Source organism: Marinomonas aquiplantarum (assembly GCF_003314975.1).
Classification (GTDB): Bacteria; Pseudomonadota; Gammaproteobacteria; order Pseudomonadales; family Marinomonadaceae; genus Marinomonas; species Marinomonas aquiplantarum.
The window spans coordinates 83,813-100,870 of sequence record NZ_QNRF01000007.1 but is presented as its reverse complement, the minus strand read 5'-3'; the positions used below and the strand labels follow the sequence as shown (position 1 = coordinate 100,870).

Below are 17,058 nucleotides of genomic sequence, written 5' to 3'. Positions count from 1 at the left end.
ACGACCCAATATTCTAGCGAAAAACCAGATAAAAAGGTACTTCCAACCCACTAGATATTAAAAAGATAAAAAAATATTCAACCAATCGTTGACATCTTTTCAAATTAACCTAGAATACGCCTCACCTTTTTCAAGGCCAGTGTGGTGGAATTGGTAGACACGACGGATTCAAAATCCGTTGCCGAAAGGCGTGGCGGTTCGAGTCCGCCTACTGGTACCATTTAGACGAAGCCCTAGCTATTTTAGTTAGGGCTTTGTTGTTTCTAGGACACTGACAACAGCTCCTCCCACCTTAGCATTTACCCCATTTAAGATAATTAAAAGCCAAACAAAGCCAACCCATAACCCTGCCCAAGATTTAGTTTTCCTTAATCCGTCATAAGACTGTAGAAAAACTACATCATTAACGTTTTTTTATCACGCGCAAAACCTTTCTCAATGACTACAATACAAACCTGAACTAGTCGCTTTTTAATTGGAGAAAATTGCATGCTGAAAAGCTACACAGCATTACTTGCTTTAGGTGTCATTTGGGGATCAAATTTTATTTTCATGAAATGGTCTACTTTACTCATAACACCAAGCCAAACTGTTTTATTACGAGTTCTGTGCGGTTTCATCCCTCTCTTTCTGATTGCACTGTACACAAAAGCTCTTCACCGAGGGCAATTTAAACACCTACTGCACTTTGCCGTCATGTCCGTACTGGCCACGACATTTTACTATTACGGTTTTGTGGCCGGTACAGCCCTACTTCCAACTAGCGTTGCTGGCCTTTTAAGTGGCTCTATTCCCATTTTCACCTTTATATGCGCTTTTCTATTTTTAAGAAAAGACCGCCCTACACGACAAATGTTAATTGGGGTACTGGTTGGATTTTTAGGCATAATAATCAGTGCTCGCCCATGGGAAAATGTTGAAGGAATCAACTTAATGGGAGTGATTTGGATGATAGCAGGAACAACCAGTTTGGGCGTATCATTTGTCTATGCTCAACGCCTTTTGTCACCACATAAAATTCCACCTCTAGCCTTAGCCACATGGCAAACAGGCTTCGCCTCATTAACCTTATTAGCTCTAACAGACTTTACAGGTATGTTCGAGATAATGTCGAACACTCAAACCACCTTGGGCGTCGTTATCGGTCTTGGGCTACTTGGTACTGGCGGAGCTTTTTTCCTCTATTACTATGCAATAGAAAAACTAGGATCTGTAAAAGCCTCTGGGGCAACCTATATCGCACCTGTTGTTGCCGTTATTATTGGTGCCATTGTCGGAGAGGAAATTCACTTGTTACTTATCATCGCGTTGACCTTAATCCTAACAGGTGTAATCCTAATTCAAACAGGAGCTAAAAAACCACCAACTAGCCAATCAAATAAAAGCTAACCATCTAGCTCCAAGCGGTTAATCAGCCTCTGATTAGCCGCAACAAAGCCTATAAACTTATTTTAACTCAAACTCATCCAGGCACCATTGCCAAACCGCGCTAACGGCAACAGATGTTTGTATATCTTTCTTTTTGACTAGAAAGTAGTCTGGTTTAATAAAAAATGAGTGATCTAATAACTGCACTAACCGACCGAATGCTAACTCTTGTGCAACAAATGCTCGACACACTAACGCAACACCTTGCCCCGCTAAGGCGGCATCAATTGCCAAAGATGTTTGATTAAACTTAGCGCCTGCAATTTTTTCATTAGACCGAAGTATAGTCGGCCAATGATTGTGGGCATCATGCAACAATGGAAATTGTTGCAACATTTCTAAAGATAGAGGGACACTTTGTCCTTCTAATAATTGTGGGCTTGCGACTACGACTAGCTCCTGAGGAAATAGAGGCTCCGCTTGCAAATTAGAGGCAAAAGGTTCTTTGCTGAGTCGAACGGCAATATCAATTTGGTCAGCATCAAAATCTGAGATAGACTCTGTCGCCACTGTTTTCAACTCAATATCAGGAAACCGTGTATTTAACGAACCAAGACGAGGAATAAGTAATTTCGCTGCAAACGTTGGCGTGACACTAATCGTAACCGTATTAGAACGCTCAACCATTATTGACGTCGCTTCTCCCATGACATCAAACGCTCTCGTCAGACTAGCAAGATAGACAATGCCTTTTGGAGTAAGCGCCAAACCGCGTGGCAAACGCTGAAAAAGCAAAACACCCAAATGCTCTTCAAGGGAGCGCACTTGCTGCGCAACGGCTCCTTGCGTTACACCGAGCTCTTCTGCAGCACGACGAAAACTCAGGCAACGCCCAGCCACCTCAAATGCTCGAAGTGAATTTAATGCTGGAAGCTTTCTACGTGGCAACATAATGACCTAACCTCATCGTTTTCATCTAGCATATGGCGCCATATTGACAAACCAAGCACCCAAAATGACTCTAATGATATCAATATCTCGTTTTGTCGATGGTAAAATACATCATAGCCTTTCGAACGATAAGCAAGACTGGTATAGTCCCATCGTTATTTTCGGTGAGGTTTTGACGTATTTCGCTGAAGTTTTATTATAAAATTATTTCGAGCGCAGCAATATGAATCGTCGTAAAAAAATCAAAAGCATTCTGACCAAAAAGGCGAAGCAGGCTAACCTGAAAGCCAACCCGAAGAGCAAACCAAAATACATTTCCAAAGCAGAGCGAGCAAAGCTGGAAGCAGAAGCTAATCCGATGTCATCGAGCGAACCCGACACGACACAAGAAGACAACCAATAACCTTTCTAACAGTTAATGGCGCCTGTATTAAAACTTGGCTCTAAAATGCCAATCCCCTTCTTTCATATCGTTGCGAATTGCACTAACAATGCTCTGTTCAATTTCACTTGAATCAAGCTCGAACAAGCCGCAGCGACTTAAGACTTGCTTCTTTTGAATACTCTTACCAAGGTATTCGTACACCACTCGAGCACAACAAGGCGCTCTTTCACCACTGCCAGACACCCCTAAACGCAGCCCTGTTAAGCGCACCACCCGATTTTGAAAGGAAGGATATAAAATCGTCTGTGTCATTTCCACATGCGTTTCTTGTTCATAATCCATTAAAAACAACCGATCCGATAGCAATTGCACCATGCCGCTGTAGACACCATGAAATGCTTTACTCACCCCGTCTGGATTAAGTCGTTCAGTGCGCTGATAATAAGTTTTATCCCCTTGCGAACGAATGTCGACCAAGGTGCGCAATACCTGACCAGGACACGCCATCGACATATAGTATTCGTAATAATAACCACAGTATTTTGACAGGCCGGACTGACCTGATTCATTTAGTTGATTGATGTGCTTCTGTTCGGGCGTCAAACTGGTTTGAGCAGTGGACTGACGAATCGGTCTAGACTGGACCAATTGCGAAAATTGCGGTTGAGGCAGCATCATTTCCTCCACTTCTACCCCAAAGAACTCACCAATACGTCTTAACGTATTTTTGCTCGGCATGGTGGTAGCATTCAAATAGCGATTAAACTGCGGACGATTGATATTAAGACGCCGGCAAACTTCTGCAACCGACTTATAATAACTACATAAGAGCTGCAAGTTTTTCGCTAGATCTTCAGACACACATACCTCCCTAGCCAATACCCTAATCAGAACGGTTAATGTTGACACCACCATCACGCTAACGCTCATCAGTGTAATCGATAACCCCTTAAAAGCACACTTTCAAAAGATGCTAGTAGACGCCACTTGAGCACCAACTAGCATCATTGAGCAACATCTCACGAACTCCCTATTCAAGACAATTTTGGATCCAATTAACAGCGTCTATTCTTTCCAAAGACACTCATAATAAATCTAAAAAAACAGTAGGAGTTTTCTATGCTATCCCTTCTTACCGATCTATTGTGGAGTAAGGTGTTAATTGCCGTTTTAATCGGTATAGGCATCTGGTTCACAATCGCCACCCGTTTTGTGCAATTCCGCTATTTCGGTAACATGTTCAAAATCCTAACAGCCAAACATCACGAGGCCGATGGTAAACATTTGAGCTCATTCCAAGCTTTAATTCTATCGGTTGCAGGTCGTGTTGGTGGCGGCAACATTGCCGGTGTTGCAGTGGCGATTACCCTAGGTGGACCTGGTGCTATATTCTGGATGTGGGTAGTTGGCCTTATGGGCATGGCCACCAGTTTCGTTGAATGCATGCTAGCACAAACCTATAAAACCGCTGAAAATGATGGCACTTATCGTGGCGGTCCCGCTTACTACATTGAACGCGGCCTGGGCAAACAATGGAAATGGCTGGCGGTCATTTACTCTGTTTTATTATTAGCGACTTTTGGCATCGCTTTTACCACATTGCAATCTTATTCTGTTGCCACTTCTCTCGAAGATGCTTTTGGCATTCAGCCATATTACAGTGGCATTGCAATGGCTTTTGTTGTCGGCCTAATCATCTTTGGTGGCGTTAAACGCATAGCGCAAGTCGCCGAGGTTCTTGTTCCTATCATGGCTGGCGGCTACTTGTTGATTGCTTTAATTGTCATCGCCATGAACTTAAGCCTCATTCCAGAAACATTAATGCTGATCATCAAAAGTGCCTTTGGACTTGAGCCCGCGATTGGTGGTGGTATCGGAGCCGCTATTTTAATGGGCGTTAAACGTGGTTTATTTTCCAATGAAGCTGGTCTTGGCAGTGCGCCAAACGTCGCGGCCGTTGCTTACATTCCACACCCAGCAAACCAAGGTATTGTACAGGCATTCTCTGTCTTTATTGACACCATCGTACTGTGTACTTGTACCGCCCTAATCATCTTATTGGGAACCGCTTATGATCCTACTAGCACAGATACTGTTCAGGGCGTCGCGTTAACCCAGGCTTCCCTTGCTACTCACATGGGTGATTATGGCCGTATGTTTGTCAGCATTGCCTTGCTGCTATTTGGTTTTAGTACGGTGCTATACAACTACTACCTAGGGGAAAACAGCGTCAGCTACTTAACCAAATCAGATAATCACGGCTTCTATATGAATTCGTTCCGGGTGATCATTATTTGTCTATGCTGTACAGGTGCCATTTTGGACCTAGGTACGGTTTTTGCCTTCGCGGATCTCACTATGGGACTGCTGGCCTTAGTCAACTTAGTTGCCCTAGCACTGCTGTTTAAAGTGGCAAAACGCATCATGAAAGATTTCGACAGCCAACGCCAATCAGGTAAAGAAACCCCCACCTTCGAAGCAGAACGTTTTGACGATTTAGATTTAGACACAGCTTCTTGGCCAAACAAAGACAACCATTAACTTAAGCTAATATGTGGCCTCATTCCTATCGAATGAGGCCCTAGGAAAACCTTATGAATACTCGCTCTGAATACGACTTACTTGGCAACATGGATCTTCCTGCGGATGCACTATATGGCATTCAAACACAGCGAGCCGCCCAGAACTTCGCCATTACCGGCGTACCCATTTCACATTTTCCAGAGTTAATTAAAGCCTTGGCAATGGTCAAAGCCTCAGCGGCACGTACTAACCAAGAAATGAATTTATTAACCGATGAAAAGGCCGATGCGATTGTCGCGGCTTGTCAAGAGCTGATTCTAGGAAAACATCATGACGCTTTTATTGTTGACGTTATTCAAGGCGGCGCTGGCACCTCAACCAACATGAATGCAAATGAAGTTATTGCCAACTTAGCGCTAACCAAACTCGGTCACAAATTAGGTGACTACCAATATTTACATCCTAACGATGATGTCAATCGTTCACAATCCACCAACGACGCCTACCCGACTGCCGCCTGCTTGGGCATTCAATTTGCGGCGGACAATTTTGTTCCCAGCTTAGCCTCACTTAAAGCGGCGCTAGAAGAAAAAGGCAAAGCGTTTGCTCACATTGTCAAAATGGGACGAACGCAATTACAAGATGCGGTGCCTATGACACTTGGACAAGAGTTTGATGCTTTTGCAGTGACTCTAGGGGAAGACATCGACCGCATCAGTGAAGCCTGCGCCTTATTATGTGAAGTGAACTTAGGCGGCACCGCCATTGGTACTGGCATCAATACGCCAGAAGGTTACGCTACGCGTGTGGTTGAAAAGCTGGCCACTATTTCGACCAAACCCATGGTCCCTGCGAGCAACTTAGTAGAAGCGACCTCAGACATGGGCGCGTTTGTGTTTTTCTCCGGAATTTTGAAGCGCCTCGCCATTAAACTCAGCAAGATGAGCAATGACTTACGCCTACTTTCCAGTGGCCCTCGTACCGGATTAGGTGAAATTAATTTGCCTCCAATGCAACCTGGCTCTTCCATTATGCCTGGCAAGGTCAACCCAGTGATTCCTGAAGCGATGAACCAAACCGCGTATCAAGTCATTGCCTCAGACTTAGCGGTATCACTGGCTGCTGAAGCAGGCCAATTACAGCTTAACGCCATGGAACCTATGATTATTTACAACCTGCTAAACTCTTTAAAAATGCTTAAAGAAGCTTGTCACATGCTAGAACACCGCTGCATCCGTGGCATTACCGCGAACGAAGCCGTTTGTGCCGGTCATGTGGAAAATAGCATTGGCATTATCACTGCGCTTGTTCCCCACATTGGCTATTCCAATGCCTCGCGCATTGCCCGTCAAGCCTTGACCACAGGCAGCACGGTAAAAGCACTTATTATAGAAGAACAGCTATTAACGGAAGAGCAAGTCAATCTATTACTGAGCCCAGAGTCTATGCTATCCCCAAGCAAGGTGAGTTTATGAGTGCGCAGGTTTTAGTAGTCTATACTGGTGGCACCATAGGTATGACTCAAACAGCGCAAGGCTTGGCCCCAGCATCGGGGTTACAAGATCGAATTGAACGCGCTTTAGATGGTAGTTTGAGTAGCTTACCGAGCTTTGAAGTGCTAGAAATTTCACCACTTATCGACAGTGCTAATATCACCCCAGCTCACTGGACCAAACTTGTCTCTATTCTCAACATTCATTGGCAAGATTATGATGGCTTCGTAATCTTACATGGCACAGATACCATGGCCTATACCGCTTCAGCCTTATCATTTATGCTCGGTGCCGGTTCTAAAAATGTCATTCTAACCGGCTCTCAAATTCCCTTAGGAATGAACCGATCCGATGCCACTGCCAATCTACAAGCTGCGCTTTCATTGGCTGTCATAAAATCCATTCCAGACGTCAGTCTGGTGTTTAATGGCAAACTTATGCGGGGCAACCGAATTCAAAAGATCAGTAGCGGAAGATTTGAGGCTTTTCACACTCCAAACGATGACTTACTGGGTGAATTAGCGATTCATATTCAACTCTACCCTGAACGATTGAGTGAATTTCCCTCTGACCAATGTCCAACTAATCTAGACGATAAGTTAGTAACCTTTCAATCCGGTGCTGTTGCCGTCTTAACACTTCATCCGAGTCTGCCGATCAGCGTATATCAAAGCGTACTGGATGACCAAAATTGCCATGGCATTATTTTAATGACCTATGGCGCTGGCAACGTGCCGGACCAAAACCCAGCCTTTCTATCTTTCTTGACGGAAGCCATGTTGCGAAAAAAAATCGTCGTCAATCTCACCCAATGCCTGCATGGCGGGGTATCTCAAGGCGCTTACGCTGCCGGCTCAATGCTGTCATCTATGAATGTGCTAAGTGGGCAGGACATGACCCTAGAGGCCGCTTTTTGTAAACTACATTGGCTGATTGCCAAAGGCGAAAGCTACCATAGTCTGATGGAGAAATGGTCAATCAACTACGCCAATGAATTGACCACTAAGTAACAAACTCCAGGATACCTTGGCATGGCGAGGTATCCTGTATGACACAACCGACATTAAAATCATGCATTGAGAACCTAGGCTATCAATCTATTCACTGAAACAATTCAACTTAAACCAACGGCCCCCACACTGCCCATTCGTTACCACAAGGGTCCAAAAAGTGAAAACGGCGGCCGCCAGGGAATTCAAAAATGACCTGCTCTATGGTGCCACCAGCAGCTTCCACATGACTCACCGCACTTTCTAGATCGTCACTGTATAAAACCACCAATGCCGCTCCTGTTTGCGGACGTGAACAAAAGTCGGCCTGAAAAAAGCCACCGTCTAGACCAGCATTTTTAAACGCGCTGTATTCTGGACCATAATCTTCGAAGTCCCAACCAAACGCTTGTCGAAAAAAGGCCTTATTAAGCTCAAGATCTCGTGCCGGTAATTCTACATAATTTATCTTAGTTGATTGCATAACGGTCTCACTTTACGGTTGATGCGACGACGAAAATCACACTGATCAATATCATTGTGCCGCCAAGCCATTGTTGTTTGCTAAGCCTCTCTGAAAAACGCACTTTAGAGTAATACAAAGTCCCAAGAATTTCGATTTGCCCAAGGGTTTTAACCAAAGCTGGATTCACCAAAGCGAAACCTGTAAACCAACCAATTGACCCTAACGAGCTTAAAACACCCACCTGACAACTCAAGCGAAACGCCCGCCTAAAAGGCGCTTTAATATCTCGCATCTTAGCCATCTGCAACGAACACAAAACAATAGATTGAATAACCAAAACAAACCATAAAGTCACTCCAGCCGACGTAATGATCGAACCTGACAAGGCGTGACTTGCCATCGACGCCATCACAGAAGTCATGGCGAAACACAGGCCGCTTGCCAAACCAAACAGCAAAGAAGCATCGCGATGAGCGTGACGAAGGTTATGCCATTTTACCGTCATCACCACAGCACCCAACACACCTAACCCAATCCCTATCCAAGACCCCAAGGTAAGTGTGTAATGTAACAAGGGCAAACCAATCAGTGCGGCTAATACGGCTTCTGTCTTGGCGAGCAGTGTGCCAATGGCATAACTGCCTGACTGAAACGCTCGCAGCATAAAGTAGGTAGCAAATATTTGCGCCAAAGCACAGACAGAAGCCGCCCACCAAAACGTCATTGTGCCATTCAGAGATACCCCTCCAAATAGCCACCAAACCGCTAATAAATAGAGAGTCACCAGAGGCAAACCGTACAAAGAACGTGCCATGGTGGCATGTAAAAATCCGGCTTCACGAGCTAAGGTATTTTGATAGGCGGTTCTAGCAGACTGACATGCAGCCGCAAAAAGAGTGATAAAAATCCACATACTAACGCTCGATATTGGGTAGGAAAAAGACTCGAAGCATTAGAATGCGATGATCTTAGCTATTTGTAAAAGGAATTAATCGAATCGTGTTCATTCCACTTAGGAATGAACACCTTAACATGAATACATTACGAGCTCTTCTTACGCAGTTCCGTCACCTGCTCTCCTGCAATTCCCCAATTGTCGGTCTCAACTTCATCAATTACCACCACAGTAGTCGATGGATTTTTTCCTAATACGTCCACCAATAAATCTGTCGCACCTTTGATCAAAGCCTGCTTTTGTTCCTTTGTAACACCTTCATTGGTGATGCGAATATTCACGTATGGCATTCTATTTCTCCTTTGTACCATCATTAGAGGTTAAGCGTGTGTTCATCTTTTTTTGACGACCGCGATATTAGAATCGCACAATGAACCGAATTTTAAAACACTCATATTGCCGTTTTGCTTTAGTGGGCGGCGTTGGCTTCTTAGTCGATCTCACCAGCTTGATTCTATTGTCACAATGCGTGCCTTACACAATTGCTAGAGGGCTTTCCTTCTGGGTCGCCGCCAGCTCAAACTGGTGGTGGAATCGGCACTTTACCTTTTCGGATAACAGGCATAAAAAAACCGCTGTGCTGGAATGGTTACAATTCCTCAGCGGTTCATTAATGGCCTTCATTCCAAACCTTGGCGTCTATCTATTACTCATCAAAATTCAACCATTTATACATCATCACGGACTCACGGCACTTTGGCCATACTTTGCCATGATGCCAGGGGTATTCATCGGCATGTGTATTAACTATTCACTATCGCGTTATTGGGTCTTCCGTGACCAGTAAATACAACCTCAGGAGCCTTGATTCGACTGACCATGCTCTGCAAAACGCCCTTTATCCTTATCATGCACTTGATCGTGACGTGGCCAAGGCCAACCACCAAATTGAGTACGCTGATAATCTTGGAAAGCTTGCTGCAACTCAGCACGAGTATTCATAACAAAAGGACCATGCTGTTCAACATGCTCATTGATAGGGCGTCCTTGCAGCAGTAGAAAACGAGCAGCCTTACCCAAATTCTTTAACACCATACTAGCATCACTTTTCAGCACAAAGGCCTGATCAACAGACACAGTTTCCTTGTCTAACGCAACTTGATCACCTTCAAAGAAATACAAGGTTCGCGACAGTCCAGCCCTAGCCGCAGGTAACGTCCATTCCGCTTCTTCAGCCAGATCAACCAACCAAATCGCCACGTGATTCTGCTCTTCAGCCGCCCAAGAGTTTGGAGGACATGGTGCTGGTTGCACACCACTAATCGGGCCAGCAATTACTTTCACACTGGTTTCAAAGCCTTGTGCATCTTTTTCTGTCAGTACGGGTGTGTCCTCATTCCATAACATGGTGAAATGGGGAGGCACCATTTTATTCTTGCTTGGTAAATTCAACCAAATTTGGAACAATTCAACGGGATTGCGATCTGTTTCGTTTAACAAGGGAAACATTTCCGAATGCTGCACGCCTTGACCAGCAGTCATCCACTGAGTATCGCCCTGACCATAACGGCCAGCCGCTCCAATGGAGTCTGCATGATCGACAAAGCCTTTATTAACAATGGTGACCGTTTCAAAACCACGATGCGGGTGAGCTGGAAAACCCGGTACTTTACTACCGTGATACATACGCCAACCGTCAATACCTGAAAAATCCTGCCCAATAGGCCGATTATTCAATGGTGCATCCGGTCCCATTTCACCATTTGCTTGAGGGTAGTTATCATTATGAAAGGCGCAAAATAAGAAAGGGTCAAATGTTGGCCAAAACATCTCTAGTGGTATTTTTTTAAGGATTGCAGCGCTCATATTGTCTCTCCCAAAACGGTTTCATTCATTCTTTAAAGGCATTCCTCATAAAGAACAATGGATAAGATGAGACCATAATAACATCAAAAAACTTGATTGATTTATGCTAAAACCGAATCCAATCAATCGATTTTTTAAATATAACTAGGGAAAGGTCACACTAGCAATGCAACCCTTCTTAGCATTATCTTGCAGACTAAATTCACACGCGTATTTGACACAAATATCACGCACAATCATCAAGCCCAAACCATAACTTTCACCGCCCGGTTTACCACTCAAGCCACAACCAGTATCAATCACGTCAATGTGATTACCCACAACGTGAATATCTATACGCCCTTTTTCGGTTGATGCCATGGCATTTTTAAGCAGATTTCCGATTAAAATATGAAAAATAGGCTCAGACATCTTAGTCTCTAAGCCATTCTGCATCTGAATATGCACCGACACTTGATCATCCACTAAATACATCATGTGGGCTTGTTTGATGCTTTCCAGCTCCGTCATTGTCACAAGACGTTTGGGAATACTTGAGAGATCTTCCTCTCGAGTCAGCGACAATAGGGTTAAAATATAATCTTCCATTTCCTGACAAGCTTGGCGCATTCTGACCTGCTGACGTTGAATAAACTCAGGAGAATCCGTTTTACCAAGCAAGGTTACCGCCCCTTTCATCACCATCAAAGGGGTTCGTAATTCATGACTTGCATAGCGGTTAAACGCTCGTTCACGCTCAATTAATCCTTGAATTTGCTGTTGATAATCATTGAAACAAGCCACCAGTAAATGAACCTCACGTGTCGCCGCACCTTCAGGCAAGGCAATCGGTGACAAATCACCAGGCCGCCTAGAGGTTAAAAATTGAGACAGCTGTGACAGCGGCTTGGTTAAACGCATAGAAATACGCATAACGACCCAAAGACTAACGACCAATAAAAGCAAAGAAAGCATGAGTTGAGTGCTTTGAGTCTGAAACATCTGAGCTTCACTGATCTCATAAATTTCATCGTAATGGATAATATATAAGGTCTTTTGCTCACCATTGATGATCACTTGGGAGCGCATCGAAAAAACTTCCAAATTGGTATCCGACGCCTCATCTAACTCATAGGGCAAATCATCTGTCATATTAGGATCAAGAACCACGCCCAAAGGTAGGCTTTCCTGACCAACATAAGCCTCTGAAAAAGGCGGAATAGATAGATGCGTTAAATTGGTACCTTGCAAACGCTCTACGGCTGTATTTTTATCTTTTAACATACGATTTTCAGCGTAGATCATTTCCACATTTTCAATCACTGACTGAAACATGGAAAAATGAAAAGCAATGATGGCAAAGGCAACGATGGAGAAATAGGTAAAGGTTAATTGTTTAGCCGTTTTAATACGTTTCATTCTTGGTCTTCCGCAACAAGTCGATAGCCTACTTTCGACACAGTCTGTAAATAGGCATGCTCAAACGGTCGATCAATTAAACTGCGCAACTGATAAATATGACTTCTTAATACTTTACTGTCAGGTTCTTCATCCCCCCAAAGGGCATCAGAGATCTCATTCTTACTCACTACATCAGGCGCCTTTTGCATAAGCAGTCTTAAAATAGTGTATTGCGATGGGTTTAATGCATATCGACTCCCTTCTCGCTGCAAAATACGCGTATTCATGTCGAGTCTTAATTGCCCAAATACCAGTTCACGGTTCGCCACTTTGCCTTTCTGCCGCCGAACTAAAGCTTGAATTCGGGAGTCCAGAATATCCAGATCAAAGGGCTTCACTAAATAGTCATCGGCCAAGCTTTCGAAGCCCGCTAAAATATCGTCTTTCGTATCCCGTGCCGTCAACATCAAAACGGGGGTATCCACACCCTGCTCACGTAAAGATCGACATACAGTTAGTCCGTCCATTTTTGGCAGCATGACATCCAATATAATCACATCGTAAGGCTCAGCGACTGCTAGATTAAAACCGTGCTGGCCGTTATTGGCATAATCCAACTCGTCACCTTTGAGTTCAAAATAATCAAAAATAACACCCGCAATGTCTTTATGGTCTTCCACCAACAGTAACTTCATACAATTTTATTTCTGGCCTCTTTGCATTTCATATAATTGTGACACAAAGAGATGAAAAAAAAGTGAATCATCTTTTTGCGACAAGCGCCTCACTAATATGACCTCATTATGAACTTAACTGAGGAAACACTATGAGTGCGGTCGCCTATCAGCACTTTGTGCACGCTAAAACCAATGACAAAGTAGAAAAACAAGCCCCCTTGGTCAGTGTCATCATCCCTTTTTTAAACGAGCGAGATGTCTTAGAACAATGCCACCAACGAGTCTGTAATGCGTTGTCAGCCCTGCATCAACTCTGTGAAATCGTCTATGTGGATGATGGTAGTCAAGATGCAAGCTGGCAATTAGTCAGCCAATTCCAACACCCTACACACAGCATTCGCAGCTTAAGACTCAGTCGAAACTTCGGCAAAGAAGCCGCCTTAAGCGCGGGATTAAAATCGGCCTTGGGGCAATGCGTCATATTACTGGATGCCGACCTTCAGGACCCACCTGAATGCATTCCTGATATGGTGAAGGCTTGGCAGCAAGGTGCTCAAGTTGTCGAAATGCAACGTCGAGAAAGGCACGGTGAAAATTGGCTAAAACGCACAACCGCCCATTGCTTCTATCGCTTTATGTCTTATATCAGCGACTCGCCCATTACAGAAAATGTGGGAGACTTTCGCCTCATGGACAAGAAAGTCGTTGAGGTCATCAACACCTTGCCTGAACGCACCCGCTTTATGAAAGGACTGCTGGCTTGGCCCGGGTTTACTCGCCAAGTCATGACTTTTGACCGAGACCCAAGACTAGCAGGCAAAACAAAATGGAATTACCCAAAACTCATCCATCTTGCCTTAGAAGGCATTACCTCTTTTAGCACCAAACCGTTACGTTGGGCGACGCTAGCAGGACTCACCACTTCGTTTTTCACCTTTGTCATGGCCATGGTCGTGCTGACCAAAACCTTAGTATGGGGCGAGCCTGTAGTTGGCTATCCTTCAACCGTCTTAATCATATTATTTTTAGGCGGCATCCAGCTCTTATCCATTGGCGTTTTAGGGGAATATGTTGGTCGCCTCTTCATCGAGTCCAAACAACGCCCACTGTATGTCTTAATGGAAGAAACCACCTCGGAACCCACTTTTGCTCAATCGGAAACAACAAGATGACAAATCCCCCAAATACATTCCTTAATAAAACCCTAGTATGGCTTCTGGCCCTTTGTCTTGGCCTGCGCTTCGTTTCCTTAGCGCTTTACCCATTAATGGATACCACCGAAGCAAGGTATGGGGAAATGGCTCGAATCATGTTCGAAACAGGAAACTGGGTCACTCCTATGTTTGATTACCACATTCCATTTTGGGGAAAGCCGCCCCTTTTTACCTGGTTAAGCAGTTTAGGATTTTCTATATTTGGGGTAAGCGAGTTCGCCGCTCGCCTACCTCACTTACTAGTCGGCATTGGCATTGTCTTATTAATTTATCAATTCGCTCGTGACGCTTTTCACAGCAAAACACTAGGTTTATGTGCCGCTGCCGTTTTAGCCTCAACCGTTTCCTTTATTCTTTTAAGTGGCGCGGTCATGACAGACACCGCTCTGACGTTTTCAATCAGCCTTAGTATGATCAGCTTTTGGCAAGCTTGGCATGGGAAATACAAAATTTGGGGCTACCTATTTTTCGTCGGGTTAGCTCTTGGCATGCTCTCTAAAGGCCCACTTGCCATCGTACTTGTTGGCATCAGCCTTACCCTTTGGTTGCTACCAAATGGCCGCTGGAAACGACTTTGGCAGCGTCTACCTTGGGGTTATGGCAGTGTTCTATTCATCATCATTGCATTACCTTGGTATCTCATTGCTGAACATCGAACGCCCGGTTTTTTAAACTATTTTATCATTGGCGAGCACATTAAGCGCTTTATTGTCAGTGGTTGGCAGGGAGATTTGTATGGCTCTGCACACGAAAGAACACGTGGCACCATCTGGCTTTACGCTTTTATCGCCATGCTTCCGTGGAGCCCGTTACTTATTTGGCAATGGCTTCGTCACTTCAAAGAACATCGTGATGTTGAACAAAGTGAACATGGTATGACGAGCTTTCTGCTCCTATGGATGCTGGCACCAATGCTACTGTTCAGCTTTTCCGGTAACATTCTTGCCAGCTATGTCATGCCAGCCTTACCAGCTATGGCATTGTTACTAACTCGTTTACATCAACAGCGACCACTACCCTACCGGCTTTATCAGATTGGATTCGTCACACCACTGTTATTAATTGGCTTAGTGAGTGCCCTTCATTTTCAGTGGGTCAGAGTAAAGTCAGAAAATGACCTACTCACGCAATGGCAAGCACAACCGGAAGCGCAACAAAGCGATTTATTCTATCTTCATAAACGCCCATTTTCAGGACAATTTTATTCAGCTGGCCGAGCAAAAGAACGCTCAGCAGACATTCATTCTTGGCTGCCAAATCAGCACAACACTTTCTTCATTGTTCAAGCCCACAAAGATTACGTAGATTACCCCTACTGGTCATGCCAGGAAAGAGGCCAATCCACCACAGAAACATTGCTGTTTTGCCAACCTTAAACATAAAAAAAGAGCATCACAAAATCGTGACGCTCTTTTCATTATCCATTACTTTGACGAACTTCAACTTACATAACAACAGAACCATAACTTGGCTCAGCATGAGAATGATCTAAGGCTTCTTGAGCATGCGCCATTTTCAACACATCACCACTATTTGGTAATTGAAAGTCGCCTTGAACAGGATTACTCCATGCTTGCTTACGCTCATCTCGTGGTGATACACCAATGTGTTTACGATAGCAGCGACTAAAATGCGGTGTCGATATAAAGCCACACGCCATGGAGATTTCGACAATGGACATGTTCGATTGCTTGAGCAATTTTCTAGCTCGCTCCAATCTAAGCTTTAAGTAGTATTTGGATGGTGAGCAATCCAAGTGACGATGAAACATACGCTCAATTTGGCGACGAGAAACGTCGACGAACGTCGCCAATTCGTCCAATTCAATAGGCTCTTCTAAGTTGTTTTCCATCAACTCAATCACATCGACCAACTTGGTCGCACCTGCGCCACCTGCATTAAACTGGCGCATTGGCATACGCTGTTGGTCCGACTCATGGCGAATCCGCTCACAAATAAACATATCTGAAATGGCACTGGATAAACGCGGTCCATGCTGCTTCCCAATCATAGTTAACAACATATCCATAGCCGCCGTACCGCCAGAGGAAGTAATTCGGTCACGGTCCAAAGAGAAAAGTCGATTATTGCACTTCACCTTAGGAAAGATTTCTTGCAGTGCTGTCAGACACTCCCAATGCACGCTGCATTGATAGCCGTCCAGCAAACCAGCATACGCTAGCAAATAGGCTCCAGTGCATATGCCTCCTATAGTAACCCCTTTACGGGCTTGCTTTGATAACCAGGAAGCTTGCTTAGCGGTATAAGCTCGTGTGATATCGACACCACCCGCCACTATAATTAAGTCAAAATCGGCGGCGTCATAAATAGACAGGTCCGGTGACAGACTTAAACCATCACTGGCGGTAACAGGTTGACCATCCTCGGAGATAAGGCTCCAATTATAAAGCGTATCTGCCGATAGTTGGTTCGCCATACGTAATGGCTCAATGGAAGAAGCTAATGCAATCATTGTAAAATGATCAAGTAGCAAAAAACCCACTTTGGTGGTTTTTTTCGAGCCAAGCGTGGTGGTTGCGCTAGAGCGTGTTGCCATTACCATATTAATGCCCTCATCTATGCACTTTCCCTACTACACAGCAAAATACAGACCATGTTTGTGGTTGTGCTTTTTATTTTTTTAAGGAAACACAAAAGCAATTGCTAAAACTATGTCATTTATAAGGAAGGAATGAAGTCGCCAGCGGCTTATAGACCCTTCCCCATTACAGATAATGCGTTTCAATGAGGAGGGTCCGTTGTTCGCCCAACCCAAAGAAAGACATCATTGCACTAATATAGACCAAGTTTGCTCTTTTATTGAACGCTTATTTAATAAAAATGAACACTT

The 17,058-nt window shown here is 44.3% G+C and carries 17 protein-coding genes and 1 tRNA gene; 9 read left to right on the top strand and 9 right to left on the bottom strand.

The window, feature by feature from the left end:
* Positions 1 to 135: 135 nt before the first annotated feature.
* Positions 136 to 220 (top strand) — tRNA-Leu (locus DFP76_RS13395).
* 269 nt (positions 221 to 489) lie between these two features.
* Positions 490 to 1,389, top strand: coding sequence for a DMT family transporter (locus DFP76_RS13390; RefSeq protein WP_113875150.1), 900 nt, complete (start codon positions 490 to 492; stop codon positions 1,387 to 1,389).
* 57 nt (positions 1,390 to 1,446) lie between these two features.
* On the opposite strand, the gene DFP76_RS13385 is transcribed toward DFP76_RS13390, so the two are convergent.
* Positions 1,447 to 2,319: a LysR substrate-binding domain-containing protein gene (locus DFP76_RS13385; RefSeq protein WP_113875149.1), complete on the bottom strand. Its 873-nt coding sequence runs from the start codon at positions 2,317 to 2,319 to the stop codon at positions 1,447 to 1,449.
* Between the two features lie 223 nt (positions 2,320 to 2,542).
* On the opposite strand from DFP76_RS13385, the gene DFP76_RS13380 reads away from it, so the two are divergent.
* The gene (locus DFP76_RS13380; RefSeq protein WP_113875148.1) at positions 2,543 to 2,722 is read left to right on the top strand and encodes a DUF2986 domain-containing protein; all 180 of its coding nucleotides are present in this window, start codon (positions 2,543 to 2,545) and stop codon (positions 2,720 to 2,722) included.
* 27 nt (positions 2,723 to 2,749) lie between these two features.
* On the opposite strand, the gene DFP76_RS13375 is transcribed toward DFP76_RS13380, so the two are convergent.
* Positions 2,750 to 3,565, bottom strand: coding sequence for a helix-turn-helix domain-containing protein (locus tag DFP76_RS13375; RefSeq protein ID WP_113875147.1), 816 nt, complete (start codon positions 3,563 to 3,565; stop codon positions 2,750 to 2,752).
* A gap of 258 nt (positions 3,566 to 3,823) precedes the next feature.
* Between DFP76_RS13375 and DFP76_RS13370 the strand changes: the two genes are divergently transcribed.
* From DFP76_RS13370 to DFP76_RS13360, 3 genes are read left to right on the top strand one after another with little or no spacing between them, the layout of a single operon-like run.
* Positions 3,824 to 5,245, top strand: a complete 1,422-nt coding sequence (locus tag DFP76_RS13370; RefSeq protein WP_113875146.1) for an alanine/glycine:cation symporter family protein — start codon at positions 3,824 to 3,826, stop codon at positions 5,243 to 5,245.
* Positions 5,246 to 5,298: 53 nt separating this feature from the next.
* Positions 5,299 to 6,702, top strand: a complete 1,404-nt coding sequence (locus DFP76_RS13365; RefSeq protein ID WP_113875145.1) for an aspartate ammonia-lyase — start codon at positions 5,299 to 5,301, stop codon at positions 6,700 to 6,702.
* Positions 6,699 to 7,730: an asparaginase gene (locus tag DFP76_RS13360; RefSeq protein WP_113875144.1), complete on the top strand. Its 1,032-nt coding sequence runs from the start codon at positions 6,699 to 6,701 to the stop codon at positions 7,728 to 7,730. Before DFP76_RS13365 ends, DFP76_RS13360 begins: the two co-directional genes overlap by 4 nt.
* 109 nt (positions 7,731 to 7,839) lie before the next feature.
* Here the strand turns inward: DFP76_RS13360 and DFP76_RS13355 are convergent, their stop codons facing one another.
* The 3 genes from DFP76_RS13355 to DFP76_RS13345 form a co-directional block, all read right to left on the bottom strand.
* Positions 7,840 to 8,193: a VOC family protein gene (locus DFP76_RS13355; RefSeq protein ID WP_113875143.1), complete on the bottom strand. Its 354-nt coding sequence runs from the start codon at positions 8,191 to 8,193 to the stop codon at positions 7,840 to 7,842.
* 7 nt (positions 8,194 to 8,200) lie between these two features.
* Complete coding sequence (locus DFP76_RS13350) at positions 8,201 to 9,088, bottom strand: DMT family transporter (RefSeq protein WP_113875142.1); 888 nt, start codon at positions 9,086 to 9,088, stop codon at positions 8,201 to 8,203.
* A gap of 128 nt (positions 9,089 to 9,216) precedes the next feature.
* On the bottom strand, positions 9,217 to 9,441 hold the full coding sequence (locus tag DFP76_RS13345) for a tautomerase family protein (RefSeq protein WP_113875230.1): 225 nt from the start codon (positions 9,439 to 9,441) through the stop codon (positions 9,217 to 9,219).
* Positions 9,442 to 9,500: 59 nt separating this feature from the next.
* On the opposite strand from DFP76_RS13345, the gene DFP76_RS13340 reads away from it, so the two are divergent.
* Positions 9,501 to 9,917 carry a GtrA family protein gene (locus DFP76_RS13340; protein ID WP_113875141.1) on the top strand — a complete coding sequence of 139 codons (417 nt, stop codon included), beginning with the start codon at positions 9,501 to 9,503 and terminating at the stop codon, positions 9,915 to 9,917.
* An 8-nt stretch (positions 9,918 to 9,925) separates the two neighbouring features.
* On the opposite strand, the gene DFP76_RS13335 is transcribed toward DFP76_RS13340, so the two are convergent.
* The 3 genes from DFP76_RS13335 to DFP76_RS13325 form a co-directional block, all read right to left on the bottom strand.
* Positions 9,926 to 10,936 (bottom strand): pirin family protein, encoded by a 1,011-nt coding sequence (locus DFP76_RS13335; RefSeq protein ID WP_113875140.1) that lies wholly within the window; start codon positions 10,934 to 10,936, stop codon positions 9,926 to 9,928.
* 144 nt (positions 10,937 to 11,080) lie between these two features.
* The gene (locus tag DFP76_RS13330; RefSeq protein ID WP_113875139.1) at positions 11,081 to 12,334 is read right to left on the bottom strand and encodes a sensor histidine kinase; all 1,254 of its coding nucleotides are present in this window, start codon (positions 12,332 to 12,334) and stop codon (positions 11,081 to 11,083) included.
* Complete coding sequence (locus DFP76_RS13325; protein ID WP_113875138.1) at positions 12,331 to 13,011, bottom strand: response regulator transcription factor; 681 nt, start codon at positions 13,009 to 13,011, stop codon at positions 12,331 to 12,333. The genes DFP76_RS13330 and DFP76_RS13325 overlap by 4 nt, the downstream gene beginning before the upstream one ends.
* Before the next feature lie 131 nt (positions 13,012 to 13,142).
* Between DFP76_RS13325 and DFP76_RS13320 the strand changes: the two genes are divergently transcribed.
* Positions 13,143 to 14,165, top strand: coding sequence for a glycosyltransferase family 2 protein (locus DFP76_RS13320; RefSeq protein WP_113875137.1), 1,023 nt, complete (start codon positions 13,143 to 13,145; stop codon positions 14,163 to 14,165).
* Positions 14,162 to 15,583 carry an ArnT family glycosyltransferase gene (locus DFP76_RS13315; protein ID WP_113875136.1) on the top strand — a complete coding sequence of 474 codons (1,422 nt, stop codon included), beginning with the start codon at positions 14,162 to 14,164 and terminating at the stop codon, positions 15,581 to 15,583. Before DFP76_RS13320 ends, DFP76_RS13315 begins: the two co-directional genes overlap by 4 nt.
* 68 nt (positions 15,584 to 15,651) lie before the next feature.
* Here the strand turns inward: DFP76_RS13315 and gbdR are convergent, their stop codons facing one another.
* The gene (gene gbdR / locus DFP76_RS13310; protein WP_113875135.1) at positions 15,652 to 16,770 is read right to left on the bottom strand and encodes a choline metabolism transcriptional regulator GbdR; all 1,119 of its coding nucleotides are present in this window, start codon (positions 16,768 to 16,770) and stop codon (positions 15,652 to 15,654) included.
* Positions 16,771 to 17,058: the final 288 nt, after the last annotated feature.